Origin of the sequence: Thalassomonas actiniarum, from assembly GCF_000948975.2 — a bacterium.
Taxonomy (GTDB): domain Bacteria; phylum Pseudomonadota; class Gammaproteobacteria; order Enterobacterales; family Alteromonadaceae; genus Thalassomonas; species Thalassomonas actiniarum.
Genome location: NZ_CP059735.1, coordinates 1,888,115 through 1,915,091 on the forward strand (window position 1 = coordinate 1,888,115; position 26,977 = coordinate 1,915,091).

General features: G+C 47.8%; 26 protein-coding genes. 15 read left to right on the forward strand and 11 right to left on the reverse strand.

Annotated features, from left to right (window positions below):
• Positions 1-13: 13 nt before the first annotated feature.
• The 10 genes from nuoH (at position 14) to hppD (ending at position 11,411) form a co-directional block, all read left to right on the forward strand.
• The gene (nuoH, locus tag SG35_RS08270; protein ID WP_044830779.1) at positions 14-985 is read left to right on the forward strand and encodes an NADH-quinone oxidoreductase subunit NuoH; all 972 of its coding nucleotides are present in this window, start codon (positions 14-16) and stop codon (positions 983-985) included.
• Positions 986-1,048: 63 nt separating this feature from the next.
• Entirely contained in the window at positions 1,049-1,564 is a 516-nt protein-coding gene (nuoI, locus tag SG35_RS08275) for an NADH-quinone oxidoreductase subunit NuoI (protein ID WP_044830780.1), read from the forward strand.
• A gap of 46 nt (positions 1,565-1,610) precedes the next feature.
• A complete protein-coding gene (gene nuoJ, locus SG35_RS08280; protein WP_152646455.1) occupies positions 1,611-2,135 on the forward strand; it encodes an NADH-quinone oxidoreductase subunit J in 525 nt (174 codons plus the stop codon).
• Entirely contained in the window at positions 2,132-2,440 is a 309-nt protein-coding gene (nuoK, locus tag SG35_RS08285; protein WP_044830781.1) for an NADH-quinone oxidoreductase subunit NuoK, read from the forward strand. Before nuoJ ends, nuoK begins: the two co-directional genes overlap by 4 nt.
• A 2-nt stretch (positions 2,441-2,442) precedes the next feature.
• Positions 2,443-4,296, forward strand: a complete 1,854-nt coding sequence (gene nuoL / locus SG35_RS08290) for an NADH-quinone oxidoreductase subunit L (RefSeq protein WP_044830782.1) — start codon at positions 2,443-2,445, stop codon at positions 4,294-4,296.
• Complete coding sequence (locus SG35_RS08295; RefSeq protein ID WP_044830783.1) at positions 4,293-5,786, forward strand: complex I subunit 4 family protein; 1,494 nt, start codon at positions 4,293-4,295, stop codon at positions 5,784-5,786. The genes nuoL and SG35_RS08295 overlap by 4 nt, the downstream gene beginning before the upstream one ends.
• The gene (locus SG35_RS08300; protein ID WP_084692446.1) at positions 5,776-7,380 is read left to right on the forward strand and encodes an NADH-quinone oxidoreductase subunit N; all 1,605 of its coding nucleotides are present in this window, start codon (positions 5,776-5,778) and stop codon (positions 7,378-7,380) included. Before SG35_RS08295 ends, SG35_RS08300 begins: the two co-directional genes overlap by 11 nt.
• 313 nt (positions 7,381-7,693) lie before the next feature.
• On the forward strand, positions 7,694-9,481 hold the full coding sequence (locus SG35_RS08305) for a DEAD/DEAH box helicase (protein ID WP_044830784.1): 1,788 nt from the start codon (positions 7,694-7,696) through the stop codon (positions 9,479-9,481).
• A 188-nt stretch (positions 9,482-9,669) separates the two neighbouring features.
• Positions 9,670-9,840 (forward strand): hypothetical protein, encoded by a 171-nt coding sequence (locus SG35_RS08310; protein WP_160298212.1) that lies wholly within the window; start codon positions 9,670-9,672, stop codon positions 9,838-9,840.
• Between the two features lie 527 nt (positions 9,841-10,367).
• The gene (gene hppD, locus SG35_RS08315; protein WP_044830785.1) at positions 10,368-11,411 is read left to right on the forward strand and encodes a 4-hydroxyphenylpyruvate dioxygenase; all 1,044 of its coding nucleotides are present in this window, start codon (positions 10,368-10,370) and stop codon (positions 11,409-11,411) included.
• Between the two features lie 254 nt (positions 11,412-11,665).
• Here hppD and SG35_RS08320 read toward each other — a convergent pair whose 3' ends face one another.
• From SG35_RS08320 to SG35_RS08335, 4 genes are all read right to left on the reverse strand, one after another.
• Entirely contained in the window at positions 11,666-13,762 is a 2,097-nt protein-coding gene (locus SG35_RS08320) for a TonB-dependent receptor plug domain-containing protein (RefSeq protein WP_044830786.1), read from the reverse strand.
• Between the two features lie 218 nt (positions 13,763-13,980).
• A complete protein-coding gene (can, locus tag SG35_RS08325; RefSeq protein WP_044830787.1) occupies positions 13,981-14,571 on the reverse strand; it encodes a carbonate dehydratase in 591 nt (196 codons plus the stop codon).
• A gap of 87 nt (positions 14,572-14,658) precedes the next feature.
• Positions 14,659-14,826 carry a DUF2897 family protein gene (locus SG35_RS08330; RefSeq protein WP_084692447.1) on the reverse strand — a complete coding sequence of 56 codons (168 nt, stop codon included), beginning with the start codon at positions 14,824-14,826 and terminating at the stop codon, positions 14,659-14,661.
• Between the two features lie 206 nt (positions 14,827-15,032).
• Complete coding sequence (locus SG35_RS08335) at positions 15,033-15,917, reverse strand: LysR family transcriptional regulator (RefSeq protein ID WP_044830788.1); 885 nt, start codon at positions 15,915-15,917, stop codon at positions 15,033-15,035.
• 134 nt (positions 15,918-16,051) lie between these two features.
• Between SG35_RS08335 and SG35_RS08340 the strand changes: the two genes are divergently transcribed.
• Positions 16,052-17,128: an FAD-dependent oxidoreductase gene (locus SG35_RS08340; RefSeq protein WP_160298213.1), complete on the forward strand. Its 1,077-nt coding sequence runs from the start codon at positions 16,052-16,054 to the stop codon at positions 17,126-17,128.
• 181 nt (positions 17,129-17,309) lie between these two features.
• Positions 17,310-17,939 carry a pseudouridine synthase gene (locus SG35_RS08345; protein ID WP_044830790.1) on the forward strand — a complete coding sequence of 210 codons (630 nt, stop codon included), beginning with the start codon at positions 17,310-17,312 and terminating at the stop codon, positions 17,937-17,939.
• Between the two features lie 94 nt (positions 17,940-18,033).
• Here the strand turns inward: SG35_RS08345 and SG35_RS08350 are convergent, their stop codons facing one another.
• Together SG35_RS08350 and SG35_RS08355 are read right to left on the reverse strand one after the other, a co-directional pair.
• On the reverse strand, positions 18,034-18,525 hold the full coding sequence (locus SG35_RS08350; RefSeq protein WP_044830791.1) for a hypothetical protein: 492 nt from the start codon (positions 18,523-18,525) through the stop codon (positions 18,034-18,036).
• Positions 18,519-19,433: a hypothetical protein gene (locus SG35_RS08355; protein WP_044830792.1), complete on the reverse strand. Its 915-nt coding sequence runs from the start codon at positions 19,431-19,433 to the stop codon at positions 18,519-18,521. The genes SG35_RS08350 and SG35_RS08355 overlap by 7 nt, the downstream gene beginning before the upstream one ends.
• A 337-nt stretch (positions 19,434-19,770) precedes the next feature.
• Here SG35_RS08355 and SG35_RS08360 point away from each other — a divergent pair, with 337 nt between their 5' ends.
• Positions 19,771-20,427 (forward strand): class I SAM-dependent methyltransferase, encoded by a 657-nt coding sequence (locus SG35_RS08360; protein ID WP_044830793.1) that lies wholly within the window; start codon positions 19,771-19,773, stop codon positions 20,425-20,427.
• A 268-nt stretch (positions 20,428-20,695) separates the two neighbouring features.
• Here SG35_RS08360 and tehB read toward each other — a convergent pair whose 3' ends face one another.
• The 5 genes from tehB to bufA2 form a co-directional block, all read right to left on the reverse strand.
• Entirely contained in the window at positions 20,696-21,262 is a 567-nt protein-coding gene (gene tehB, locus SG35_RS08365) for a tellurite resistance methyltransferase TehB (RefSeq protein WP_044830794.1), read from the reverse strand.
• Between the two features lie 259 nt (positions 21,263-21,521).
• Positions 21,522-21,812, reverse strand: coding sequence for a SymE family type I addiction module toxin (locus tag SG35_RS08370; protein WP_044830795.1), 291 nt, complete (start codon positions 21,810-21,812; stop codon positions 21,522-21,524).
• A gap of 312 nt (positions 21,813-22,124) precedes the next feature.
• Positions 22,125-22,916: an HvfC/BufC N-terminal domain-containing protein gene (locus SG35_RS08375; RefSeq protein WP_044830796.1), complete on the reverse strand. Its 792-nt coding sequence runs from the start codon at positions 22,914-22,916 to the stop codon at positions 22,125-22,127.
• 2 nt (positions 22,917-22,918) lie between these two features.
• On the reverse strand, positions 22,919-23,782 hold the full coding sequence (gene bufB, locus SG35_RS08380) for an MNIO family bufferin maturase (RefSeq protein ID WP_044830935.1): 864 nt from the start codon (positions 23,780-23,782) through the stop codon (positions 22,919-22,921).
• Between the two features lie 67 nt (positions 23,783-23,849).
• Positions 23,850-24,317, reverse strand: a complete 468-nt coding sequence (gene bufA2, locus SG35_RS08385) for a BufA2 family periplasmic bufferin-type metallophore (RefSeq protein WP_044830797.1) — start codon at positions 24,315-24,317, stop codon at positions 23,850-23,852.
• Positions 24,318-24,764: 447 nt separating this feature from the next.
• Between bufA2 and selD the strand changes: the two genes are divergently transcribed.
• Complete coding sequence (gene selD / locus SG35_RS08390; RefSeq protein WP_044830798.1) at positions 24,765-25,796, forward strand: selenide, water dikinase SelD; 1,032 nt, start codon at positions 24,765-24,767, stop codon at positions 25,794-25,796.
• Between the two features lie 26 nt (positions 25,797-25,822).
• Positions 25,823-26,926, forward strand: coding sequence for a tRNA 2-selenouridine(34) synthase MnmH (gene mnmH / locus SG35_RS08395; RefSeq protein ID WP_053042784.1), 1,104 nt, complete (start codon positions 25,823-25,825; stop codon positions 26,924-26,926).
• The last annotated feature ends 51 nt before the right edge of the window (positions 26,927-26,977 follow it).

Genomic DNA, 26,977 nt, shown 5'->3' on the forward strand with positions numbered 1-26,977 from the left:
GGAGGGAACGCTAATGCTTGAATCTGCATTTAAGCTGTTGGAAATTTTTATTATCATCGCTTTGCTTATTCCCATTGCCGCCATGCTGGTATGGGTTGAGCGGCGCATGATCGGCATCTGGCAGGACAGGTTGGGCCCGAACCGGGTCGGGCCCGGTGGGGTATTGCAGTCGCTGGCAGACTTGTTAAAAATTCTCGGTAAGGAAGACTGGGTACCCCAGTTTAGCGATCGCAGTGTTTTTATTATCGCCCCGGTGATAGGCGCGGTTTGCGTGCTGATGAGTTTTGCCGTGATTCCTTTTTCCCCGGATATCGGCGTATCCAATTTAAATATCGGTTTACTGTTTTTCCTGGCAATGGCTTCCCTTGCCGTCTACAGCGTGGTGCTGGCGGGCTGGGCTTCCAAATCAAAATATGCCCGATTGGGGGGCATGCGCGCTGCCGCGCAAACCGTCAGCTATGAAGTGTTTATGGGGCTGTCGGTGATGGGAGTAGTTTTACTCACCGGCAGTTTTAACTTAAGGGAAATAGTCCTGGCCCAATCGGATGCCTGGCTGATCCAAAGCCAGTTTGTCGGCTTTTTCATTTTTTTAATTGCCGGTATTGCCGAAAGCCATCGCCTGCCTTTTGACTTGCCGGAAGCGGAAACCGAACTTACCGCAGGTTTTCATACCGAATATTCCGGGTTGAAGTTTGCCTTGTTTTTCCTCGGCGAATATCTGGGGGTCACCCTGATTTCCGCCATGTCTGTGGTGCTGTTTTTTGGCGGCTGGCTGATGCCCGAGCCTTTGGCGTCCTGGTTGCCGCCCCTGGTGTGGTTTATTCTGAAAATTTTATTTTTTGTCATGTTCTTTATTTTATTGCGTACCTCATTGCCCAGGCCGAGGTTTGATCAGTTGCTGGCCTTTGGCTGGCTGGTGATGCTGCCGTTGGCGTTAGGGAACCTGTTGATCACCGGGGCATTAAAACTCGGAGGCGTTCTCTAACTCAGAGTCTGAAGAAAACTATGGATAAGCACCTGAAAAAAATAATAAACCGGGAGGGTTACCATGTTTAGTCAAGTTCGCACCATATGGCAGGTGCTTAAACATACCTTTACCAAAGCCGATACCGTTGAATATCCGGAGCAAAAGCCGTATCTGGCGCCCCGTTATCGCGGCCGTATTGTCTTGACCCGGGATCCTTCCGGGGAAGAGCGCTGTGTCGCCTGTAATTTATGTGCGGTAGCCTGCCCGGTGGATTGTATCGCCCTGCAGCAAACCATAGATGAAGACGGCCGCAAACGACCGGAATTTTTCCGTATCAATTTCTCCCGCTGCATTTTGTGCGGTTTTTGTGAAGAAGCTTGTCCTACCTATGCGATACAGCTGACGCCGGATGTCGAACTGTGTGAATACGAGCGGCACAACCTGGTGTATGAAAAAGAGCATTTGTTGATCGAGGGGCCGGGTAAATACCCGGATTACAGTTTTTATCAGCAATCGGGGATCGCCATTGCCGATAAGGGCAAAGGGCAGGGGGTGCAGGAAGCGCCGCCGGTGGATATCAGGGGATTAATGCCATGAAAAGTGCCATGAAAGGTGCCATGAAATATTTAAAGGGAGGCCTGTTATGACGATAGAGCTGATGTTTTATCTGGCGGGAGCCGTGGCGGTTCTGGCCAGCTTAAAGGTGGTGACCGGGAAAAATACCATACATGCCCTTTTGTACCTGGTGGTGTCTCTGCTGGCGGTGGCGGTGTGTTTTTATCTGATGGGGGCACCGTTTGCCGCCGGACTTGAGGTTATCGTTTATGCCGGCGCTATCCTGGTCTTGTTTGTTTTTTCCGTGATGCTGTTTAACTTAAATCATGATGAAGTCCTGTTTGCCCGGCAAAGCCAGGGTTTAGGTTTCTGGGCCGGACCTGTGGTGTTGGCCATGTGCCTGTTGGCACTGCTGGTCAACATCATCCAAAGCGCAGATATCCAGGATAAGCTCACCGTTAACCTGGTGGATGCCAAACAGGTGGGCATATTGCTTTATGGCCCCTATCTGTTGGCGGTAGAAATTGCTTCTTTCCTGTTATTGGCCGGTTTGATTGCCGGGTATCATTATGCAAGACCTGAAGGGCCGGGCAGCCATGGAGGTCGCTCATGACAGCTATTCCGTTAAATCACGTGCTGATACTTGCCTGTATTTTATTTTCCATAGGTTTTATCGGCGTCATCGTCCGTAAAAATACCCTGTTTATCCTGATGAGCCTTGAGATCATGCTTAATGCCGTAGGGGTGGCCTTTATCGGCGCCGGCAGTGTCTGGCAGCAGGCAGACGGGCAGATCATGTTTATTTTGATCTTATCGCTGGCGGCGGCCGAGGTGGCGATAGGGCTGGCGCTGCTGATCAGGATGCAGCGCAGGTATCAGTCGCTCGATATTGATAAACTCAGTGAAATGCGGGGGTAAAGATGTCACTTTTAGCCTGGATACCTTTTTATCCCCTGGTCAGTTTCCTGATTTTGATCGCCTTGGGCAAACGTTTGTCCTGGGGGCTGGCCTCAACACTCAGTGTCGGCGCTATTGCCTTAAGTGCTATTTCCAGCGCCCTGGTGATCAGCCAGCTGGCAAGTGCCGACAGCGGTATTATCAGCGTGAAATTATGGAGCTGGTTCAGCCTGGGCGGCGGCGAGGTCAATTTCAGCTTTTATCTCGACAGCCTGTCGGCGGTGATGATTTCTGTGGTCAGCGGTGTCGGTTTGCTTATTCATGCCTATGCTGCCGCTTATATGAAAAACGACGAGAACTTCAGCCGTTTTATGGCTTATATGAATTTATTTATCGTCGCCATGTTGATTTTAGTGCTGGCGGATAACCTGGTGCTCCTGTACTTGGGTTGGGAAGGGGTCGGCTTGTGCAGCTTCTTGCTGATAGGTTTCTGGTACCAGGAAAAAGAAAATGTCCTGGCGGCGCGCAAGGCCTTTATCGTCACCCGGGTGGGGGATACCGCCATGGCCATCGGTTTGTTTTTATTATTTAAATCCCTGGGCGAGCTTAATATTGTCGCCGTCAATGCATCGGCTCACGCTTTATGGCAAATCGGCGATGAGCTGCCTTACTGGATTGCACTGTTATTACTGGGCGGCGCGGTGGGCAAGTCGGCGCAATTGCCGCTGCAAACCTGGCTGCCGGATGCCATGGCGGGGCCGACGCCGGTCAGTGCCCTGATCCATGCCGCTACTATGGTGACCGCCGGGGTTTATCTGATCGCCCGTATGCAGGGAGTATTTCTGCTTTCACCCGAGGTGATGTCTTATGTTGCCTGGATCGGCGCTTTAACCCTGCTGCTGGCGGGAGTTGCCGCGCTGGCACAAAAGGATATCAAACGGGTGCTGGCTTACTCCACCATGAGCCAGATAGGCTATATGATGCTGGCACTCGGTGCGGGCGCCTGGTCGGCGGGGGTTTTTCATTTAATGACCCATGCCTTTTTTAAGGCGCTGCTGTTTTTGACCGCAGGCTCTGTGATACTGGCGCTGCATCACCAGCAGGATCTGTTTAAAATGGGTGGCTTGCTCAAAAAACTGCCGGTGGAAAGCGGCCTGTTTATTGTCGGTTTGATCTGTTTAATGGCCTTGCCCGGGACTTCCGGCTTTTTCTCCAAGGAGGCGATTATTGCCACCTTATGGTCTTCGCCTACTGCGGGGCCTGTCTTGTGGTGGGGGGCAATACTTGGCGCGTTACTTACCAGTATCTACAGCTGCCGGTTATTTTTCCTCGCCTTTCTCGGGGCCAGCCGCGAGCATGACAAGGTGCATGACTTGCATCATGACCACCCGAGCGTGCTGCTGCGCTGGCCGTTATTTTTACTGGCGTTACTGTCTTTATTTGGCGGATTAATTTCCCTGGATTTTACTGAGGTGTTCTCTGTTGCCTCTTCAGCTGATGGCGTTCAAGAACCTGCCTGGCTGCATTCCCTTGCCATTGCCACACCTTTTATCGGTATCGCCTTTGCCTGGTTCTTCTTTAAAAGCTACCGGGACAATAACGGAGAAGCGCTTGAGATGAAACCCGGGGGACTTAACCGCTTTTGCGGTGATGGCCTGGGTTTTGACTGGCTCTATCATTATTTACTGGTACGGCCCTATTGTTTCCTTGCCAACATCAACCGCCGGGATGTTATCGATCAGCTGCTTATGTTCAACGGCTGGTATGTCAGGTTATGGCACGACGCCTTGTCCGCCAGTCAGAACGGCAGCCTGCGCTGGTATGCCGCCGGTATTGGTTTGGCTGTTGTCTGTTTAGCGGGAGTGATCACCTTATGATATTAACAATTGTGATGTTGGGCTTTTTGTTACTCGGCGCTTTTGCCTGGTATATGGAAGGCATCAGTAGCAAAGCTCCCCGCTGGATTGCCTTATTTGCGGTGGTATTGGCCGCCGGCTTATTTGCAAGTTTTGTCCTGGGCTCGGGGGCCAGCTTTGCCGAGCTTAAGCCTTTAGTGCGCCTTCCCTGGATCCCGGTTTTTAATATTGAATATGCCTTAGCCATAGATCACCTGAGCATTATCCTGTTATCCCTGACCTTTATGCTGGCGCTGATCTGCGTGTTGGTGTCCTGGCAGGAAATCAAGGAAAGGGCCGGATTTTATTATTTTAACCTGCTGGCGACCTTTGCCGGCATTATCGGGGTATTTACCGCGGTAGATCTGTTTTTATTCTTTTTCTTCTGGGAAGTGATGTTATTGCCGATGACGGCAATTATCGCCATCTGGGGCCATGAAAACCGCCACTTTGCCGCAATAAAGTTTTTTATCTTCACCCAGGTGAGCAGCTTGTTGATGCTGGTGGCCATTATCCTGATGGCAGCGGCGCATTTTCAGCAAACCGGGCAGTTAAGCTTTTATTACCCCGATTGGCTGGCCCTGGAGCTGTCACTGGAATATGCCCGTTGGCTGATGTTGGGCTTTTTTATCGCCTTTGCCGTCAAGCTGCCTTCGGTGCCGGTGCACAGCTGGCTGCCGGATGCCCATACCCAGGCGCCGACGGCGGGCAGCGTCTTGCTGGCGGGGGTACTGTTAAAAACCGGTGCCTATGGCTTGATTCGTTTTGTGATCTTTTTATTTCCCGAAGCAAGCCAGGGTTTTGCCCCCCTTGCCGCACTGCTCGGTGTGGTGAGCATTTTATACGGGGCGAAAATGGCCTTTGCCCAGCAGGACTTTAAACGTCTGGTGGCCTACAGCAGTATTAGCCATATGGGTTTTGTGATGCTGGCACTGTTTTCCTTTAATGCCACTGCCTACCAGGGGGCGGTATTGACCCTGGTGGCCCACGGTTTAAGCAGCGGCGCTTTGTTTTCACTGGCGGGCATTATCTACAGCCGCATTCATTCCCGTAACCTGGCGGATATGGGCGGCTTCTGGTCTAGCGCGCCGCGCATGGGGGGATTCACCCTGGCTTTTGCCGCCGCGGCTTTTGGTTTGCCGGGACTGGCTAACTTTATCGGCGAGTTTATGAGTTTAGTGGGGGCGTACCAGGCCTTCCCTGTTGCCGCGGTTTTTGCCGCACTGGGACTGATCGGCTCGGCGGTTTACGGTATCGTTTTGTTCCAGTCGACTTTCCACGGGCCGCCGGGGGGGGAAGTGGAGGATTTATCCGGGCGTGAACTGGTGATTTCCGGCTCTTTGCTGGGTTTATTGCTGTTGTTTGGCCTTTTCCCGAACATGATACTTGAATACAGCAGCGCCACCGGAGAACAACTGGCGTTATTGTCCCAGGGCGTCTCGAATTTAACAGGAGTGACTTATGCCAACTGAGATGGCCTCAGCGCCTTTGCTTAGCAATGTTCAGTTTACCCATGCCATGTTGCTGGCGATATCACCCCAGCTGATTGTTGCCTTTGGTATAGTGCTCTCGTTATTGCTGATTGCCTGGAAACGTTCGCGGCGTATGCTGCAGGGCTTGACCTCGGCGATTTTTATCGTCGCCTTAATCGCCTCTGTGCCGCTGTTATTTAATAGCGAGATCCCGGTCACTATCCTGTTAAAGGTGGATGGTTATGGGGTATTTGCCTTTATGCTGGTGTGTTTTTCCGGTTTGATGGTGACCTTGTTAAGCGGACAATTGCTGCAGCGAAATACCGAGGCCCATGATGAATATTACCTGTTGTTGCAGCTGGTAATACTAGGGGGCGGCATATTGGTTGTCAGTGATCACTTTGCCAGCTTGTTCCTAGGGTTTGAATTACTCAGCCTGGCCTTGGTGGGCCTGGTGGGTTTTTTCCGCGAGGGCAAACATGCGGTGGAAACGGCTTTTAAATATTTGATTTTAAGCGCCACCGCGTCGAGTTTTATGTTGCTTGGTATCGCTTTTATTTACAGCCAGACCGGCAGTTTGCATTTTTCTTTGATTAATACCGGAGTCAATAGCGCAGGTCAGGCAGGCGTAGAGCTGACCAATGCTTTCCATGCCCTGGGCATGCTGTTGTTTTTTGCCGGCATGGCGTTTAAGTTATCCCTGGTACCTTTTCATTTCTGGACCCCGGATGTGTACCAGGGGGCGCCGACCCCGGTCACTATGCTGATGGCGACAGTTTCGAAAGTGGCGATGTTTACCGTGTTGATGAAATGCCTGTTCAGTCAGGGGGTCTTTGTTCAGAGTAATATGATGCAGTTGGTGGCCCTGGTAGCGGTTTTGTCTATGGTATTTGGCAATGTGCTGGCGTTAAAGCAGGAAAATCTGAAACGTTTACTGGGTTATTCCTCTATTGCCCATATGGGTTATCTGCTGATTGTTTTATTGATCACTTCGGTGCAGGACATTAATTTTGCCTGGCAAAGTGCGCTTTTTTATCTGTCTGCTTATGTGTTGGCGTCTTTGTCGATTTTTATGGTGATGATCTTTACCACACAAGATGCGTTATTGCCCGGGCAAAATCCGCAGCAGGCAGAGGATGAAGTCACTATCGGCAGCTGGCAGGGGCTTTTCTGGCACAATCCTATGATGGCCTTTCTGGCGATCCTGGCGGTATTAAGCCTGGCGGGCATTCCGCTGTCGATGGGCTTTATTGCCAAGTTTTACCTGTTGACCTTTGCCAGCCAGGCGGGGCTGTGGTGGTTAATTATCGCGCTGATCCTCGGCAGCGGTATCGGGCTGTTTTATTATTTGCGGATCATTTTTAGTTTGTTTGCTTCGCCCTTTCCTGAACAAAACGCTCAGCAAGCAGCGGCATCGAGTGCTGAGTCCGGGCAGTTACCTGCATCTGGTTATTTCCCCTGGAAGGGTGTGCTGGTAACGGGGTTTGTTTTTGCCGGTCTGGTTTTTGGCCTGTATCCGGATGTCTTGATGCAGGTGATTAATCGCCTGGGAGAGCTTACCGAGCCTTTAGCGGTATTGAGCCAGACGCCTTAAGGTGGTTTTACATTACTTTTACCAGCTATTAATATTTATTAGCATTTTTTATGCCTGATTTTAAGACTTTTGCCCTAGACCAGGTAAATATAACTTGTGTCTGGTATTTACATCTGTATAATACGCGCCTCGCTTATAGGGTGCCTTGAAACACCTTTTTCCCAGCGATTAAAATGAGTGGGGTTATTTCCGCCCAATAGACTTGCCAAGCTAATTTCTCCTTAATTAGCATATTGACTGTGCCTCAAGTCTTCCTGGTGGTTTTCCTCGTAAATGTACGCAGGCTTTACCTGCTATTGAGAAGACAAAATCTATGACTGATACTAACAATGCCGCTGTCGGCTTTGAATCTTTAGGCTTGCCTGAAACTTTATTAACTGCTTTAAATTCTTTAGGATTTTCCTCTGCGACCGATATCCAGGCGCAAACTATTCCCCCGTTATTGGCAGGTAAAGATGTTTTAGGTGAAGCGCAAACCGGTACCGGTAAAACTGCGGCATTCGGTTTACCTGCATTAGCCCAAATTGATACTTCCATCAAAAAGCCTCAGTTAATGGTATTGGCACCGACTCGTGAACTGGCAATGCAGGTGGCAGAAGCCATCGAATCATTTTCCAAAAACATGAAAGGTTTGCGTGTTGCTACCTTATATGGCGGCCAGTCCTATGGTCCGCAATTCCAGCAACTTGAGCGTGGCGCCCAGGTAGTTGTTGGTACTCCGGGTCGTTTAATGGACCACTTACGCCGTAAGAGTTTAAAGCTGGATAACCTTTCTTTTTGTGTGCTTGATGAAGCCGATGAAATGTTGAACATGGGCTTCCTGGATGACATCGAGTGGATCCTTGAGCACTTGCCTGAGCAAACGCAAATGGCCTTGTTCTCGGCCACTATGCCGCCGCAAATCCGTAAGGTGGCGAACCGTTTCTTAAAAGAGCCCGAGCACATTAAAATTGCTGCGGTGAAAAAAGCCAAAGCCAATATCAAGCAATACGCCTGGAAGGTAAGTGGCATCAATAAAATGACCGCCTTAGAGCGTATCGCCGAAACGGTAGAATACGATGCCATGATTATTTTTGTGCGCACCCGTAACGATACCGTAGATGTTGCCGAAAAATTAGAGCGTCTGGGTTACCCGGCGGTTGCCTTAAACGGTGATATGAATCAGGCACAACGTGAGCGTACCGTAGAACAGTTAAAATCCGGTAAGTCTTCTATCATGGTTGCTACCGACGTAGTTGCCCGTGGTCTGGATATCCCGCGTATTTCTTTGGTGGTTAACTACGACCTGCCGGGTGATAATGAAGCTTATGTTCACCGCATCGGTCGTACCGGTCGTGCCGGTCGCAGCGGTGTTTCCATTTCATTTGTACGTCCTCGTGAAATGTACTCTTTGCGTCACTATGAGCGTTTAACATCCGGTACTATTGAGCAGTATGAACTGCCGACCATCCAGGAAATCGGTAAAGCCCGTATTGAGCGTACCCGTGAAGAACTGGCCAGTGTTGTTGCCGATAAAGAATTGGCGAGCATGCGTGAAATCATTGAAAGCATGGCCAATGAATCTGAGCTTTCCATGGTAGATTTAGCCGCGGCGCTGTTATATCAGAAGCAGTTAAAACAGCCGCTGCAGCCAAAAGAAGATCCTAAACCTCGCCGTGAAGCGCGTGACCGCTTTGACCGCAACGATCGCAATGGTCGCCGTGATGCTCGTGGTGGTCGCGACGGGCGTGATAACCGTGGTAACCGCGACAACCGTGGTGAAAGAGCTCCACGTAAGCCTAAGGCGGTACGCAGCGATGTCGATTGGCAGACTTACCGTTTAGAGGTAGGTAAAGAGCATGGCGCTAAGCCGGGTGATATTGTTGGTGCTATTGCCAACGAAATCTCATTGGACAGCAGCTATATCGGCGCCATCAACTTACATGACCGTCACAGCTATGTGCAGTTGCCAAAAGGCATCCCTACCGGTGCTTTCCAGCAGCTGAAAACGGTACGTGTACGTCGTCAGGCTTTAGAAATCTCGGTATCTGATGCTCCTGCTGCACACGAGCGTCCGCGTCGCTACAATGACCGTCCTGAGCGTTCAAGACGTGCCAACTAAAACTTATTCACAATAAGTTATTTGATAAAAAAGGTGCTGTTAAGTGCCTTTTTTATTGCCTGTGGAAAAGTTTTCTGTTGTTGTGGCCCGGTTTGACTTCAGCAAACGGCTTTGATAGCTTGGTTTATGTACTAAGGGCGTCGTAGATGCGGCGTCGGTATAAATCAATCAAAAATAAGGATATACCAATGAAATTGACTTTAAATAAACAGAAATTAAAAAACCTTTCTCGCAACAAGAAGGGTTTGCCGGTGGATATGACGCCCCGGGTTGGCGGCGGTATCACGGGCACAGTTTGTGGTCCGGTTAAGACAACTGTACCTACCTGGGCATGTCCGACTTATTATTACCTGTGTTAATGCCTTTAACGGCCTGATCTTTAAGGGTCTTTGAAGCAGTTAACCGGGCCCGTTGAACCGGGCTCATCGTTAACATGCGCTTTTACGCTGCCTTGATGTTTATAACAGCAAGCGCTCAAACAGTTTCCTCTGTTGCTTTCCCGTCCGTTTTGCTTTTTAGCACAAGTTATCTCTTTATAGCCTGCATACCTGATAAATGTCGGATAAGCATTATTTTTAGCAAACTCCTTAAAAAGGGAGGCGGTTAGCGCTTGGAAAATGTCCGGTTTTTACCACTTGTGCCGGTAATTTTTGTTATCGATAAATTTTTGAAAAGGAGATTCTATAGCGCTATTTTCCTGGTGTTAAAAATTCTTTACAGCTGCCTTTCAGGGCTTATCTGCGCTGGCTTGATGTAGATCATATTTTTGCCACTTTTTGCGTACAATTTCTGTTACAGGTCTTTTTTTTTTCTGTTCCCCGCAGGTCTTTTTCTTTCCCGAAATCAGTTTAATAATGAAGTCATACTATTGAAGAGAGATACCAATATGACCGAAGTAAACAACCCGCTAAATTTACGCGGCATTGAATTTACCGAATACGCAACACCCGACAGCGATTACATGGAAAATGCTTTCTATGGTTTTGGCTTTTCAAAAACTAAAAAGTTTAAAGGGCGTGATATCGACTACTTCAACCAAAATGATATTCACTTCTTATTAAACAATGAGCAGGCGGGTTTCTCCCGTGAATTCGCCAAAAGCCACGGTCCGGCCATTTGTTCTATGGGCTGGCGGGTAGACGATGCCGAATTCGCTTTTACCGAAGCGGTGAAGCGCGGTGCCAAGTCGGCACAGGAAGCGCCAAATAAACTGCCATACCCGGCCATTTACGGTATCGGTGACAGCTTAATTTATTTCGTTGAGAAATTTGGCGATAAAGGCAGCATTTATAAAGATGACTTTGAAGCCTTAGACAAGCCGGTATTGGTGGAAGGTAAAGGTTTTAAAGCGGTTGATCACCTGACCAATAATGTTTACCAGGGCACTATGGAGCACTGGGCAAACTTCTATAAAGATGTATTCGGTTTTACCGAAGTGCGCTACTTTGACATTAAGGGTATTCAGACAGCCTTGATCTCTTATGCGTTGCAGTCGCCTTGCGGTACTTTCTGTATCCCGATCAATGAAGGTAAAGGCGATAAGAACAACCAGATCGATGAATACCTGGACGAATACAACGGCCCGGGCGTACAGCACCTGGCGTTTATTACTGATGACCTGGTAGGTTCGCTAGATAAACTGGATAAATCTATTATCGATACTTTGGATATCGTGCCGGAATATTATGATGATATTTTTGACCGCGTACCTTGGGTGAAAGAAGATAAAAAACGTATCCAGGACCACCAGATCCTGGTAGATAGCCAGAAAGAAAACAGCTATCTGCTGCAGATTTTCACCAAGAACATTTTCGGTCCTATCTTTATCGAGATGATCCAGCGTGTTGACGACAGAGGTTTTGGTGAAGGTAACTTTACCGCCTTGTTCAAGTCTATCGAATTGAACCAGATGGAACGCGGCGTACTGTAGCATTTTTAAGTCAAGACAAGGGCGGCTGCAATAGCCGCCCTTTTTTATGCTCACAACTAAACGGATTTAGGAGGTAGAGTGAAGCAGGAAGCCAGAGCCGAGGACGAGCGGTATCCTGCGGGGTCATGGACGAACTGGAGCAGGTTATGCTCAGGACGAGCGGTATCCTGCGGGGTCATGGACGAACCGGAGCAGGTTATGCTCAGGACGAGCGGTATCCTGCGGGGTCATGGACGAACCGGAGCAGGTTATGCTCAGAACCTGTAATTCAGGCTCAGGGAAAAATTAAGCTCTTCATCCGGGTGCCCCTCCGGCAAGCTGAAGGTGCTCGGGGTGGCGTTATCACGATCGAACACATTGTGAATATAGCCGGAAAGGCGCCAATTTTTTGATGCTTGCCAGTGGCCAGAGATATCCAGGCGGAAATAATCGGGCAGTTCATTGGGATCTTCTATCGCCCCGGCAACCACAGCGCCTGAATCCCGGTTGATATGCCATTGGTTTTGGATAAAAAACTCAACAGGATAGTGACTGAGTTGATAACCCAGCTCCAGGTTGATTATGTAGTCGGGAAAGGAGTCGTAATCGAAGTTTTCGGTCTCGTTTTTACTGTCGACATATGCCGCATTGGCCTTTAAAGACCAGTTGTTTTGCACATACTGGTAACTCAGTTCGATACCTTGAGCTGTTTGTTCGCCGATATTGCTGAACTCCAGGCTAAAATTGGGATCTGTGGTGGATACTGCCAGGATGCCGTCGCTCCAGTCGCTTTTGAATAAGGTGACGTTTAACTTCCAGTGGTCGCTGTGCCTGATATAAACCAGTTCATAGGTATCGATAATTTCCGGGCCTATCTCGCGGTTTCCTTTGATGGTGACCCCGCCAAAGATGTCTAACGAAGAGGGCGGGGTAAAAGCCTGGCCGTAAAGTAATTTAATTGCCTGGTCTTCATCCGGATAATAAATAATCCCGAGGCGGGGAGAGTTCTGGTGGCCAAAGGCGTCGAGATAATTATCTATTCTGAGGCCGTAGAGCAGATCCAGGTGATCGTTAAAAAGGTGGGTTTTGGCCTGAAAGACAAGACTGTTGATCTTACGTTCATAACCCTGTGAGACATTGATGCCTTCACGCAATATGCTGTTATCTGCCAGGGATATGCGCCGGTTGTGGTTGTCGTCGAGCCGGGCTCTGCTGGCTTCCAACCCCAGCAGCCATTGGGTATTCCAGGGATTGTCTGCCTGTTTTAAATATAAACGCAGTCCCTTGTGACTTTCTTCAAAGAAAATCTGGTCCTGGGTCGGCTGGCCTGCCCGGTAGCGGGAAAAGGTACGGGTGATATCTGTGTCCCAGAAATAACCGTTGCCTTCGAGGATGAGCTGGTTGGCAAAGGTTTGGCTGAATCCGGCTTTTACCATATAAAAATCTTCGTCCGAGTCTGAGTGGTCGATATCCAGGGTATCTCTGTTGGGGCCTAACCCCGGTCCCTGATCAGAATGACGCCCTTTGGCATACAGGTTGAGATAGCTGGACAACTGGCTGGAAAAATCTGAGTTGAGTTTTACCACCCCGGTGTAGGCATTATAATCTAAATCCCGCTCGCCGGTTATCAGCTGGTCATCGGCTAAGTTGATGTTTCGATAGTCTTGATTCAGGCTGTTTTGCCGGCTATAGGCAAAGGCGCTGTTAATTCTGTGCGTCTGGTTTAAGCCCTGGCTGATGTTGATATCTGCCTGGCTAAATCCCAGGCTGCCCAGTTTAACCGACATCCGGCGTTGATCTTCGCTGGCGCTGTAGGTATTGGCGGCAATAACGCCGTGAAAAGCGTCCGAGCCGTGTATCGCGGAACCCGGCCCGCGGATTAACTCCAGGCTGTTTAAGGCGCCTAACTGATAGCTTAAGGTGTCAAACAGGGCGCTGTTGGTGCGCAGTAAGGTCATGGGCACATCATCGAGTTGTACTGCGATGGCTGAAGATGAGGTGTTGCCGAAAAAGCCCCTGATAGCAATGGCACTGCCGTCCCATAACGAAGGGGATATCACAGTGGCAACTTGCGTGGCAAGTGCTTCCCTGAGGCGGTCTGCTCCGCGGTTTATCCACTCCTGGCGGGTGATTTTACTGACCGACGAGCCTAAATTAATTTCATCTTCATTAAAGCGGGAAGCGATAGTCACGGTTATTTTCAGTAAGTTTTCCAGCGAAATGGAGTGCAGGTATTCACTTTGCTGTCCTGGCTGCTCCCGGTTTTCAGCACTGGTATGGTCGCCAGCAAAGGTTAAAGGCGTTAAGGCATTTAAGCTGATGGCAAGTATCAGGCGGTAATTGAGGTGAATAGAACAAAGGGGAGAGCGCATAGTTAAATCAACCCGGTTAGAGTAAAGTTTTATCTTCTATCCATGAAGCCGGTAGTTTTTATAGTTTAGTTGATTTTATGCTGCTAATTTGGGCGGGCGCCAGCTGAAGCAGGATTGAAAATGAAACGGGCATCACAGCCGGTGGGTATAACAGGATAAGAGTTGCCTTATCCTGTTGGCTTTTGCTGTTACTCTGGCTGTAAGAGACCGCTGCGAGGTTACACCGATACTTTCAGATCTTTTAATATGCCGTCTGCAAGGTTATAAACAAAACCATGAACCGTAATGTCCTGACCGGCTTCGCGGGCATTGCGTATGATAGTGGTATTGCAGACATTGTTGACCTGTTCGATGACATTGAGTTCGCACAATAAATTCATGCGTTTGCCATGATCGGTTTCGGCATCAAGCTTGTCTTTGTGGAAACGGTAAACATCCTGGATATGTCTGAGCCAGTTGTCGATCAGGCCGTAACTGTTGTCATCGGCAGAAGCATGCACACCGCCGCAGCCGTAATGGCCGCACACGATAACATGTTTCACCTTAAGTACTTCAACGGCGTACTGGATCACCGACAGGCAGTTGAGATCGGTATGGATCACCTGGTTGGCGATATTGCGGTGGACAAACACCTCACCCGGTTTCATGCCAAGCAATTCATTGGCCGGTACCCGGGAATCGGAGCAGCCAATCCATAAATATTCGGGGGTCTGTTGCTGGGATAGTTGCTGGAAAAAATCAGGCTCTTGCTCTGTTATTTCCTGGGCCCATTTTTTATTGTTATCAAACAAGTGGTCTATGGACGACATATTTTAAAGCCCTTTACTTTAATTAAAAAAACTCATGACATTTTATGTCATGGCTTGATGAAGTAAAGTAAAACATGGTCAAACCTGTTATTTTTCCTGCTGCTCTTCTTTTTCCAGCGCTTGGTTGCGGGCTTTGATATCTTTTAATTGCTGCTCGGTGAGATTGAATTTTTTCGCTGATTTTTTTAGCAATAAAATGCCGCCGACAATCATGCCAAGGCATAGCAGTATAATGATTATACCTGTGATGGACATAGTTACTCCGCATTTTCTTTAGTGTCTGCCATTATATCAGCAAATGCTGGCGCTTTTATCAATACTCTGATAAAGCAGAGGATTAAGTTATTAATTCGAGCTGGTTTTAGGGGAGGGAACACTTAAAAAGTTTGTTGTGTTATTTGAAATATCCCGCCAGTTTAGCTACCTGAATTTGTGTATTTTACATAGTTCAAAGTTCATCATTAGCCCGTCGTGCTGGCTCTCTCCTGAAACAGTTGCCAGAGCCTTTGTGCAACAGGGCCAACAGGTTCAGATTCTAACCTTGCGATTCGAAATTCAACCTCTGATGTTGCAATACTGCCCTCTACTGCAAGAGGAGCGAGTATCCCTTGTTCAAGCTCTTCTTTGATGAGATGTTCCGGCAAGCTTCCCCAGCCCATTCCCTGAACAATAAGCTCTTTTTTGGTTTGAAAATCATTAACTCGCCATTGATCTCCACCTTCGAGGACACCATAGGTTTTATTTGAAGACTTTCGACCGCTAATGATCACCTGCGGATGGTTTCTCATAACTGCTTTGGGCACTACCTGATATTCTTTTAATAGCGGTGATTGTGCTGAAATAACAGAAACAAACCGCAAATTCATGAAATGCAGCGATTCCAATGTTTCGAAATTTTTAATCCACGGAATAATGAGTAGCGAAGCTTGGCCATTCTCGAGTAAATCCAGCGGTCCGGTACCATTTTCCGAGTATATTTCGAGCCGGGTTCGGGGAAATTCAATCTTACACTGCCTGATGGTAGTAAGTATGGGGGCAACGGGAATAGCGGATGTAAAGGCAATGCCAACCTCTAATTCTTCCCCCGTTGTCAGTTGTTTCGCAAGATTTTCAAATGACTGTACCTGCCCCAATACTAACTTTGCCTTTTTATAAAGCGCTTCTCCCTGCGGTGTTAGTTTGTTTCTGTATTGTGCCCGGTCAAAGAGTTCCAGGCCGAGTTCTTTTTCCAGGTTCTTTATCGCTACGCTGATAGTAGGTTGTGTTCTATGCAGGTTTTTAGCTGCCACCCGCAGAGATCCGCCCTCAACAATTGCTTGCAGCGATTTCAGTTGATCTAAAGTCATCACATCTCCTTAGGTAAAAGCTAACATCTACGTAGTATATTCGAAATATTCTTTGAATATTCCTAATGATATTCTTTCCGCATGATTAAGTGAAGCCAAGTTATTACATGGCGATTGGACGGAAAGTGACAATTATGAACAAACACACAGATGTATTGATTATTGGCGGAGGCTTTGCCGGAGTAGGTGTCGCCCAAAAGTTATCAAAAGAGGGAGTTGATGTTACTTTAATCGACAGGAAAAATTATTTTGAAGTAACGTTCGCGACACTACGTAATGTTACCGCCCCCAAGAAGCACGGGAACACGCCGCGCAAACTTTATAATGATTTTATTGACGGCACTTTTATTCAGGGGAGCGTAAGTGCTATGAATGACAGCAAGGTGATGCTTGAATCTGGCGATATTATCCACTTTAAACAAGCCATTATCGCATCAGGCAGTCGTTACCCTACGTTACCTGAGGCCAAGTCAAATTCAAAATTTGACTATGCTGAGCGCAACCAGGAAATGCTGGATGCCCACGAGTCTCTTTCATCAGCTCAGTCTGTGCTGGTGATTGGCGGTGGTGTGGTAGGTGTTGAGTTTGCAGGTGAAATTGCCAGTGCCTTTCCCGGTAAAGATATAACGCTTGTTCATAGTAAGGATAGTTTGTTAGATAATTCAGAGCCTAAGGCGCAACGTAAGGTATTGGAGCAGTTAACCGCGAAAGGTGTGAAGGTAAAACTCAATCGAAAACTCTCAAAGCATGAAGGTAGTTACCGCTGTGCTAACACGGGTGAGACGATTAAGGCGGACGTTGTTTATGAATGTGTTGGCATGGTCCCGAATACCGAGTTCTTGCAAGCGGAATTGGCCGACGTGCTTGATAGTAGTGGTTTTATCGCCGTTGACGAATATATGCGAGTTAAGGGTTATGAAAATCTGTACTCATTGGGGGATTGCGCTACCCTCGACAGCCATAAGCATGGTTATCTTGCCAGTGTGCAGGGTGCTCGTTTAGCGGATATGTTGTTAAAAGCGATGAAGGGAAAAAAGGTTAAACCTTATAAAACCCCTCCGGTTGTTGTGGTAACCCCGACAGGGACTGATTCTGGAGTGGCGCAGCTGCCGTTTGCGGTTACTACCATGAACTTTTTTGTGAACCTGAAACAAAAAGACCTGGGGATCAGTAATATGTACAAAATGTATGGGACTGTACCGGACAGTTAAGCGCTTTTTAAGGGATGGCTTGTGATTTCGTTGCTAAAGCAGGTCATCCTTAAGTTTTACTAGTTATATAAAACAGTGCTTTGTCTCACTTGTTTATAATACTTAGCTGATGCAGTGCATCCAGCTCAGACTAATCGTATAATGCGATACTACTGAGACTTTACGAGCAAGACCATAGTTAATGCCAATCACTAACCAAACCGGTTTACCCGAATCTGCCGAGCTAAATCAAAATCACCAGCACTTCAAAGTATTTAAGCCATATGGTTTTTTAAGTCAGTTTGTACCCGAATCACGAAAGAAGAAACGCCTGTTAGGTGAGCTGTTTAACTTTCCCGATAAAACGATGGCGATAGGGCGATTAGATCACGACTCTGAAGGGTTATTGTTACTGACCACCGACGGTATGATGAGCTACGAAGTCAGAAGCAAAGGCATAGAAAAAGAGTACTATGTGCAAGTTGATGGAACGATCACTGAAGAGGCCATATTACAGCTGCAAAAGGGAGTTGAGATTGGCATCAACGGCACTAAATACCTGACCCTGCCTTGTAAAGTCGTAAAGCTGGACGGTGAGCCTCAACTTCCCGATCGTGGCCGTAAAATCCGCGATCCCAGACATGGCCCTACCAGCTGGATTTCTATTACCCTCTGTGAAGGGAAAAACCGTCAGATAAGAAAAATGACGGCTGCTGTGGGCTTTGCCACATTAAGACTGGTAAGGGTTCGGATTGGCGACATTCATATTGAGAGCTTGAATGCCGGTGATGTTGTTACCTTGCCTGATTTTGACGCTGCACTTAATCGCTAATGCCTCAATGAGCAAAGTTTGGGGGCTTGCCCTAGGATTAGGCCGTTAATCTTTATTCGCATCAGCTGAGCAGGTAAAGCAAATACTTTATGGTTTAAAACAGCTCTACAAGAGTGCCAGAGTCAAAGTGCAAACCCACAATGTCTTGCCTTGACTGTGGTGCCTGTTTTAGTGCGGCAAGTACGAAGTTCACCATATCTTCTCCATCATCACCACCGATGTTAAAATGACAATTTGCGCCGATAAAAGTGAGCTCAGGAGGTCCAAGGTGAAAAGCATGGGCTAATAAGGTGAGGAAACCACTTTCACTGGAGAGCACATAACATCTTCCACCGTGGGGTAAGGATAGTACCCGGCGTTTTTTTTCCGTGACTCCCCCGGCTTCCAGGGCAAGCAGTAATTTGTCCTGCGCTGCGGAATAAGGGGCCGGGGTGGGGACAAAAAAGAACAAGCGAGAATCCCCCTGGGGCAGGGGCGCCAGCGTTGAAGTGATCGTTGTCATAATTTGCTCTGAAACCCGGCGTTCATCACAAAGGGTGAAATCTTCTTCCCAGTTGATCTGAGGCAGTGTTGGCTTTGCTACCATCCTTGTTTTGCTCCATATGCCAGTAGTTTCAATAATCCCTTGAGAACTTCTTGTGGTTTGTTCTCATGCTTTAATATGCGCTGAACACCAACGATGCGCGCATTTACAATTAATTTGCCGTTATGGGTTACGAACCTGAGTATAGATTGACCCGCATTGTTATTGATACTGAAAATAGTCAGGCCATCTTTAGCCCGATAACTACCATAGAGCATGTCTACCCGGCCCACAGCAATGCCACCTGCCTGTCCGCCCAGCCCGGTCCTGAGAAAAGTTTGCCCCGGCACCTTGAGGATACGGATGCTGCCGAACGAACCGACAGCAATGGAGGTTACGATAAAGATACCTTTGCCAATCGAACGCCCCACCTGAGGGTCTCCCCCGGTGAGTGTCGCTATTTTTGAACCCATTGCTCCTGCTCCCTGGCCAAGGACATTATAACCATGTCCTTTGTTAGCGCCGGCAAGTTGTAAAAAACCATCGGCAACTGTGTTAACCCCGAGAGCTGTGACCGCGAAGCCGGCAGCCGTGGTGCCGGGTTCCGGGATTATAATGCCAATAAATCCTATACCTGTTTCTATCACACCGAGCATAACCTTACCCGTTCCCCAGGCAACTCTGGATAATAGCCCGGCATGCGTTTTGGCGATGTCAACCTGTAGCGCACTTTTGAGAGATTCGGCGACTTCCTGTGCAGAGTATTTAGAAAAAAGGCCGCTAGTATCTAAACGTATGAGCTTAAGCTTGTGCTCGACTTCATAGCCGTCGATGTCTAGGGTGGGATTAAAAAAAGTAATTTTATAACCAAGACCACCTTGTTCTGGCAGAGCGATAGTTTTTAACAATAGCATGGATAGTTGCAGGTCAAACGAATCCACAAATTTATCAATGACATCGTCAATAATCATGGCTTTTTCCTGTTAAAAGCATCCGTTGCACTTTATGAATCAGGCCTGCGTGGTGCTATAAGCCTAGCACTTGGCCCCTTAGGTAGCAAAAGAAGCTTATTGGGATTTTAAGCATGGCACCAAAAGGGTCGAGCTGTGGCAAAGGCAGAAAAGCAAGGCTGGACAGCTAAAAATTGATTTATTTCTAGCAAGACTGGACATATATGGTCATGTTTGTTAGCGGTTCAAATTTGTTAAATGCATTGCTTTTTTAGTCAATTACTATACTCTAGTAAACTCTTCGTTTTGTCATTTATCCTGTATAGCTGGCCAAGCGCCCAATCCTTGAGGCAGCCAAATGACAAACCTTCGTATGTGTTACCAAACCATTGAGTTTGGAAAAATAGATATTCACCTCTGCACACTGCGTAATAAACAAGAATTTCACGACCCCGAGGGTATTGCTGAAAAACTAGGTATATCTTCGGCCTCTTGGCCAATTTTTGGAATCGTTTGGCCATCAAGTCTGGTGTTGGCACACCATATGTTTGATTATGATATAGGTGCTAAACGCGTGCTAGAAATTGGATGTGGAACCGCTCTTAGTAGCTTACTGTTAAATAAGCAGCACATCGATATTACAGCAACTGACTATCATCCCGAAGTTGAAAGCTTTCTGAATAGAAATACAGAACTTAATGGGAATGACCGGATTCCTTTTGAGAGAACAAGCTGGGCAGACAACAATGATAGCTTAGGGCGCTTTGATTTAATAATTGGCAGCGATCTATTGTATGAAGAAGAGCACATTGAATTACTTTCGGGTTTTATTCGAGCGCATTCAAATCCAGTATGCGAAGTGATTATTGTTGACCCGGGGCGAGGCAGGAAAAATAAGCTTGCGAAAAGTCTGCTTGAATTTGGTTATATACCTTCGTTCTCTAAACCGGAAAATACAGATTATCTGGACAGTGATTTTAAAGGGCATATCCTCAAGTTTCTCCGTCTTGAATAGGCACTGGTGTTACCCACAAAAAGTAGACTCGGTTTATGCGCAATTGCGCTTGAATTCAGCCGGGCTTACATAGCCCGGTGCCGAATGCCTGCGCAAGCGGTTATAAAATAACAAGGTTTGAGTGTCCATGCTTGTTCACTCAAAGCAATAATAAAAGGCGCCGCCAGAAAAGCAAAGCTGGACAGCCAAAAGCTGAATTAAGTTATGGAGCGAAACACGCTTCTATTTACCTACACAATAGACTGTAACAATGGCTACCTTATCTGCTTTAGCCTGGTTTTCGTGCCAACATGGTTGCAAACTGCAATTTCGCGCCATTGTGCATAGTACCTGGATCTTCATTGTACTTAATCAGCTGCCACCCCTCATAAGCCTCACGCAACTGCCCCGTTTTTAGGGTATAAGGGAAGGGAACCTGGCATGGATGTTCTTCAGTGCTCATGGCGCAAACAATCAGGTTATAACCACCGGCAAGCGTGTGCTGTTGCATATCGGCAATAACAGCCTCGATACGAGCAGGGTCGAGAAACATTAAGGTTACGGTGCAGGTAATAAAGGCATAGTCCTCACTAAGGCTTGCGTTGTTAATGTCGTATACCTGCGCCTTAATATTACCCATCTTTTCTTCAATACTAATGCTTTGCAGCATATCAATGGCACCGGGATTGTTATCTATGGCGGTAACGTTAAATCCGAGTTGACCAAGGTACAAGGCATTGCGGCCATTAGAACAGCCCATGTCTAAGGTATCGCACGGTTCAATAATTTTGCACGCCTCTACTACTTCACTATGCGTAGGACTTAAGCCGTAACGGCTGTTTAGATCATCTATCATGGTACTAACTTAGTTTTGAAATGAGGGCTGTTATCTTACTACTGCTCTTGCCCTATTGAATATGAATAGGTGTAATTTATAGCTTTTATTTGACCCTAATCAACAATGCTAGCTATTGGAATTAAGCTAATCGGGAGCCGTAATTTGTCATCAACTGTTGGATTTATATCGTTAAGAATATAGTTTCCGGCTTACTTGGCAAGCTGCTGCATCAGCATTGAGATACAACAGCCTACCTTTATTTAGCCGTTTTTTCGGGCTATTCCTCCGCTATCTTGCTTGTCTGCTTGGCTGTGATCATAGGTGTGATGATAAGCTCATCTTGATTTACCGTAATGCCGATCTTTTGCCCGGTAGCAAAGCCGGCCAATTTAAGCCATTTCCCCCTGAGCACAATGCAAGGTTCAAGCTTTACCGGCACATAGTTAATACCTATGCCGCGGGTTTTCGAAGCCGTGCAACAAACGGTTTCCTGCACGGTAAGTTGCCGATAAATGGGATATTTTACTTTTGCCGAGTCTGGCTCTGACGTATGATGATATTCAGCCATGACGTACTCTCTGTAAGTTCGTTGTGGTTAGCGACTTCTGGGTGTGCTACCACTCAGGGGTCGCGACTTGAGTTGTTGCCTAAAGGGCAACAGCCGGTGAATTAACAATTTGAAATGGGTGCTCTCCTTATGTGGATGGATCGCACTATTAAATAAAGACCGCTTAGCTGGATAAATCAACAGCAAGAGGTCTTTTTTTTTTGAAAGAAATTTATGGGGGCTTTTGCCCCCTGAGGCCAGACGAAACCTCATTTTTATATGACGTAAAATCAAGGGCTTATAGATTGTGCTTTGCTGTTAATGTTCACCGGATTAAGGTGCCCGAAGCAGGCCTTGTTCTATCCAGGCAGATAGGTAGTTCAGGGCCACCGTGGTGACATCACCGCTATCATTTGTGCTGCCGTTATGGCGCTCTAGCAAGTAATCACATAAGGCGCTGAAGTCTTCGCCTGCCAGTATCATCTGAAACAAAGCGGCTTCTTCTTCCGATATCGAGCGAAACTCCGTCAGTTTATCCCGGTTGCGCCACAGCAGCCAGCAGCTGTTATATTCCCGGGCGGGCTCGGGGGCTTGCTCTGTTTTTAATGCCTGCCAGCTTTCGACACTGTTCCAGTGCATATAGGTGAGCTGGACACTGGGATGAAAATGAAAAACCAGCGACGGCCATAAATCATGGGCAATGTCCTGGAGATGCTCAAGGGCAAAGCGGTTAACATCGGCGGCGTCAAATGCCGTTAATAATAAACGCTCAAAACGGGCAAGTTCGCAGAGCAGGGGAAAATCGGCAAAGGGCGGTTGTGTCGCCAGGAACTCGGGTAAGTTATCACCGTATTGGCGTAAACTGGTGTAACGGGAGGGATACAGGTCAATATAACCGTCCACCATTTGTTCGAACAAGTCGTCGCCAAGATATAAGCCTAAAATGCCGTGGTCGGTATCTAAGGTTTCCTTTAGCCGCATCCGGTAGGCATTTTTATAGATATTAAGGCGGGTATGATTATCTATGCTTCCCTGGCTGATAATTTTATCGCTGATGGCCTGATCGTCACAGGTTAAATAATCTATCATCTGCTGCTGCAGTTTTTCTAAGCGGGTATTTTCCATGGTTATATCGCTTGCTTGCCTTGGCTTATGCCTGTACTTACAGTGTGGTTAAGGGTTTGTGCGGCAATATTGCGGGCAGTATCCAGCTCAGCCATAAGCTCACCAAGGGGCGGAATATTATCATCGCGCTCTATCATGGTACTGACGTAGCCGAAACGTTGTAATGCCTGGCGGTATAGATCCCACACCGGATCGGCTACCTCATGGTCATGGGTATCGATAACGTAATCGCCGTAATCCGTGTGCCCGGCCAGATGGAACTGCCTGACTCTGTCTTTGTCTATGCCGTTAAGATAATCTAGCGGGGCAAAGTTATGGTTGCGGGCGCTGACATAGATATTGTTGATATCAAGCAACATCAAACAGTCGGCACGTTTCACCACTTCGTTGATAAACTGCCATTCGCTCATGTCCGAGTCTTTATAGCTCATGTAGCTGGAGACATTTTCTATTAATATTTGCCGTCCGAGAAAGTCCTGCACCCGGGAGATGCGATCGGCAACATGTTGTAAGGTTTCCTCGTTATAAGGTAAAGGCAGCAGGTCATGGCTGTTGACTTGTTTGTTCGTGGTCCAGCACAAATGATCCGAGAGCCACTGTGGCTGAAGTTCATTGGCCAATACCTTAAGTTTGCGTAAATAGTCCATATTCAGGGGCTCGGTAGAGCCGATTGACATGGACACCCCGTGCATCACCATGGGATAGTGTTCGCGTATCGCGTGTAAATAATGCTTGGGTTTGCCGCCGTCCACCATGAAATTTTCCGAAACCACTTCAAACCAGTCAAGTGCGGGTTTTTGTTCAAGCACATCCTGGAAGTGATCTGTGCGTAATCCCAGGCCGAAGCCGAGAAAGTGCTCCGGCATGCCCTGATGGGATGTTTGTTGCCCCTCAGGGGAAGAAGCGGGGGCTAACCCGCCTCCTTTTATTGCCTTATTTACCAACTTTACCACCTACATCATTACAGGCCTTAGGTGACATTTTGACAAACCCCTGGCCTTTACAGGATGCCTGGCCTTTACAGGCATTGTTGGCGGTTTTACAGTCGTTGTGGCCGCCGCAAACATTGACGTTGTAGCAATGGGCCATATCTGCTGTGGTCACTTTGCCGCGCCAGTCATCTTTTACCGTGCCGCCGATATCGCCGCAGGATTTGGTTGGCATGGCAACAAAGCCGTGGCCTTTACAGGATGCCTGGCCTTTACAGGCATTATCTGCGGTTTTGCAGTCATTATGGCCCGAGCATTTATTTACGCCGTAACAGTGGCCCAGTTCGGCGGTGTTTTTTGCCGCATAGGAAGAAGAGCCTGACTGGCTGGAAGTTTGCGCGCAGCCCATCATGCCGGCAACGGCCAGGGCAACTGCTGTGCCTTGTAATGCTGATTTGGTATTTGGTTTCATGTTTTTCTCCGGTTTTGATCAGTTAGTTAACGCTTTACTGCCAGTTATCTTGAACACAGTGAGTGATAACACATGTTAGAGAAAAACAAAGGCCGAGTTATCACAATTTGGTCACAAAACAGAACGTTTCTTTCACTTTACGCCGAGTGTTGTTATTTCCTTAATGCCAAATTTACTATAGTTGACAATTTTTATACTGTCGTTACTGTTTGAAAACTAGGCGTAAATATTCTTTCTGCCGTAAATTGGCGCAGCTCCTGGAGGGCTGAAAACTTGCTGTGAACACTAAAGCACAGGCTTTTACCGGCCGCTGCTTGTCTTTTCTTGCACTATGGCCGGGTTTTACTGGATCTCTTGCATGATTCGGGTACATTAGGCCGACAAAACTGCTTTTAAGAACTGTTCAGCAGCTATTTCCATAAGCTTTCAAAAAATAAGGGATTGAACGTGAGCCAAGTAAAATTAACCCAGTACTCCCACGGCGCCGGTTGCGGCTGTAAAATTTCTCCGGCGGTTTTAGATGATATGCTTAAGTCTTCATTGTCGCTGCCGCCGCAGCCAGGTTTGCTGGTGGGCAATCAAAGTAAAGACGATGCTGCCGTGTATGATATCGGCAATAACCAGGCGGTTATTTCCACCACAGATTTTTTTATGCCGATTGTCGATGACCCCACGGACTTTGGCCAGATAGCTGCCTGTAACGCCATCAGTGATATTTATGCCATGGGAGGCAAACCCCTGATGGCCATTGCTATTTTGGGTTGGCCCATCAATAAACTGTCATCTGAGGTGGCACAAAAGGTTCTGGACGGCGGGCGTATGATCTGCGCACAAGCAGGGATCCCGCTGGCGGGAGGGCATTCAATCGATGCACCCGAGCCTATTTTTGGTCTGGCGGTTACCGGGTTAATCGATACCGATAAGGTGAAACGTAACAATAATGCCGGGGCCGGAGATCTGTTATACCTGACTAAACCTTTAGGTGTCGGCATATTATCTACCGCGCAAAAGCAGGGAAAGCTTCAGGAGCAGCATGCGGATATCGCCCCGGATGTGATGAAAACCTTAAATAGCCCGGGACTGGCCTTTGCCGAATTAGCCGGTGTCAGCGCAATGACAGATGTGACCGGTTTTGCTTTGTTGGGACATCTGCTGGAAATGTGCCAGGGCAGCGGGCTAGCCGCCGAGCTTGATTTTGCCAAAGTACCTTTGCTGGAGCAGGTAGAGCATTATATAGAACTAGGTTGTATCCCGGGGGGCTGTGGCCGTAATTTCCAAAGTTTTGGTCATAATGTCAGCGAGTTAACACCCTTGCAGCAAACCATTTTGTGCGATCCGCAAACCAGCGGCGGTTTATTGGTGGCGGTAAAACCCGAAAGCTGGGAAGCATTTGAAACTCTGGCGCAAAAACTGGGCTTATCGCTGGAGCCGATAGGCAAAATGGTGCCGGTGCAAAGCCCGGTGATCAGTGTGGTTTAATCATGGCGTTAGATATAACAGCTGATATGAATAAAATAAGCCAGCCCCTGCGGCCCGATAGCCAGGATTATCACAAGATACTTGCTTCGGGTTTGCCGTTACTGGATTTACGGGCGCCGGTGGAATTTGCCCGCGGCGCGTTTGAGCAGGCGGTTAATATTCCTTTGATGACAGACGATGAAAGGGCTGCTGTCGGCACCTGCTATAAAGAGCGGGGCCAGCAGGCGGCAATCGAACTGGGACATCGGCTGGTGTCGGGTAAAACCCGGCGGGATCGGGAGCAGGCATGGCAGCAATTTATCCTTGAGCATCCCGGCGGTTATTTATATTGTTTTCGCGGCGGTTTGCGCTCTCGCACGGTACAGGCGTTTTTAAAAGAAGCGGGTGTTCACTATCCGCTGATCAAAGGCGGTTATAAGGCCTTAAGGCAATATTTGCTGGATCAGGTTGCTAAGTTAAGTGCCCACCCTTTGATGATCCTTGGCGGGAAAACCGGTTGTAATAAAACCGAGTTTATAACCAGTCGCAAGGATAGTCTCGACCTGGAAGGGGCGGCCGGTCACCGGGGATCCAGCTTCGGTGGTTTTGCCTGGCCGCAGTCGACCCAGATCACCTTTGAAAATAAACTGGCGCAGCAGTATATCCGCAGGGATTTTGCAAAAGGGCAGCGCATTCTGCTTGAAGATGAAGGGCGTGTTATCGGCAGTGTCCATGTGCCGCAGGAGCTGAGGGAAAAAATGCGGCTCTCGCCCGTGGTGGTGGTGGAAGAAAGCTTTGATTATCGCCTGGAGCAGCTTTTTAATGAATATATCGTGAAAATGCTGCAGGACTTTATTGCTTTAAAAGGGGAAGAGCCGGGCAGGGCTGCCTTTATCGAGTATTTTTTCCAAGGGGTGTTTAAGGTGCGTAAACGCTTGGGCATGCAAAGGTATCAGGCTTTACTCGGCTTGCTGGAACAAGCCGCTTCGGGACTGCACCGGGAGGATTTAAATGGTTATTATGATGTGCTCAGGGATTTGATGGTGCAGTATTATGATCCCATGTATGACTATCAGCTGAGCTTAAAAAGCGAGCGTATTGTCTTTCGCGGTAACAGCGGCCAGTGCCGGACATATTTAGATGCACTTTAATGTGTCTTTTTAATGACTTAAACCGGGCGTCTTTGTGATATGCTAGGGCGC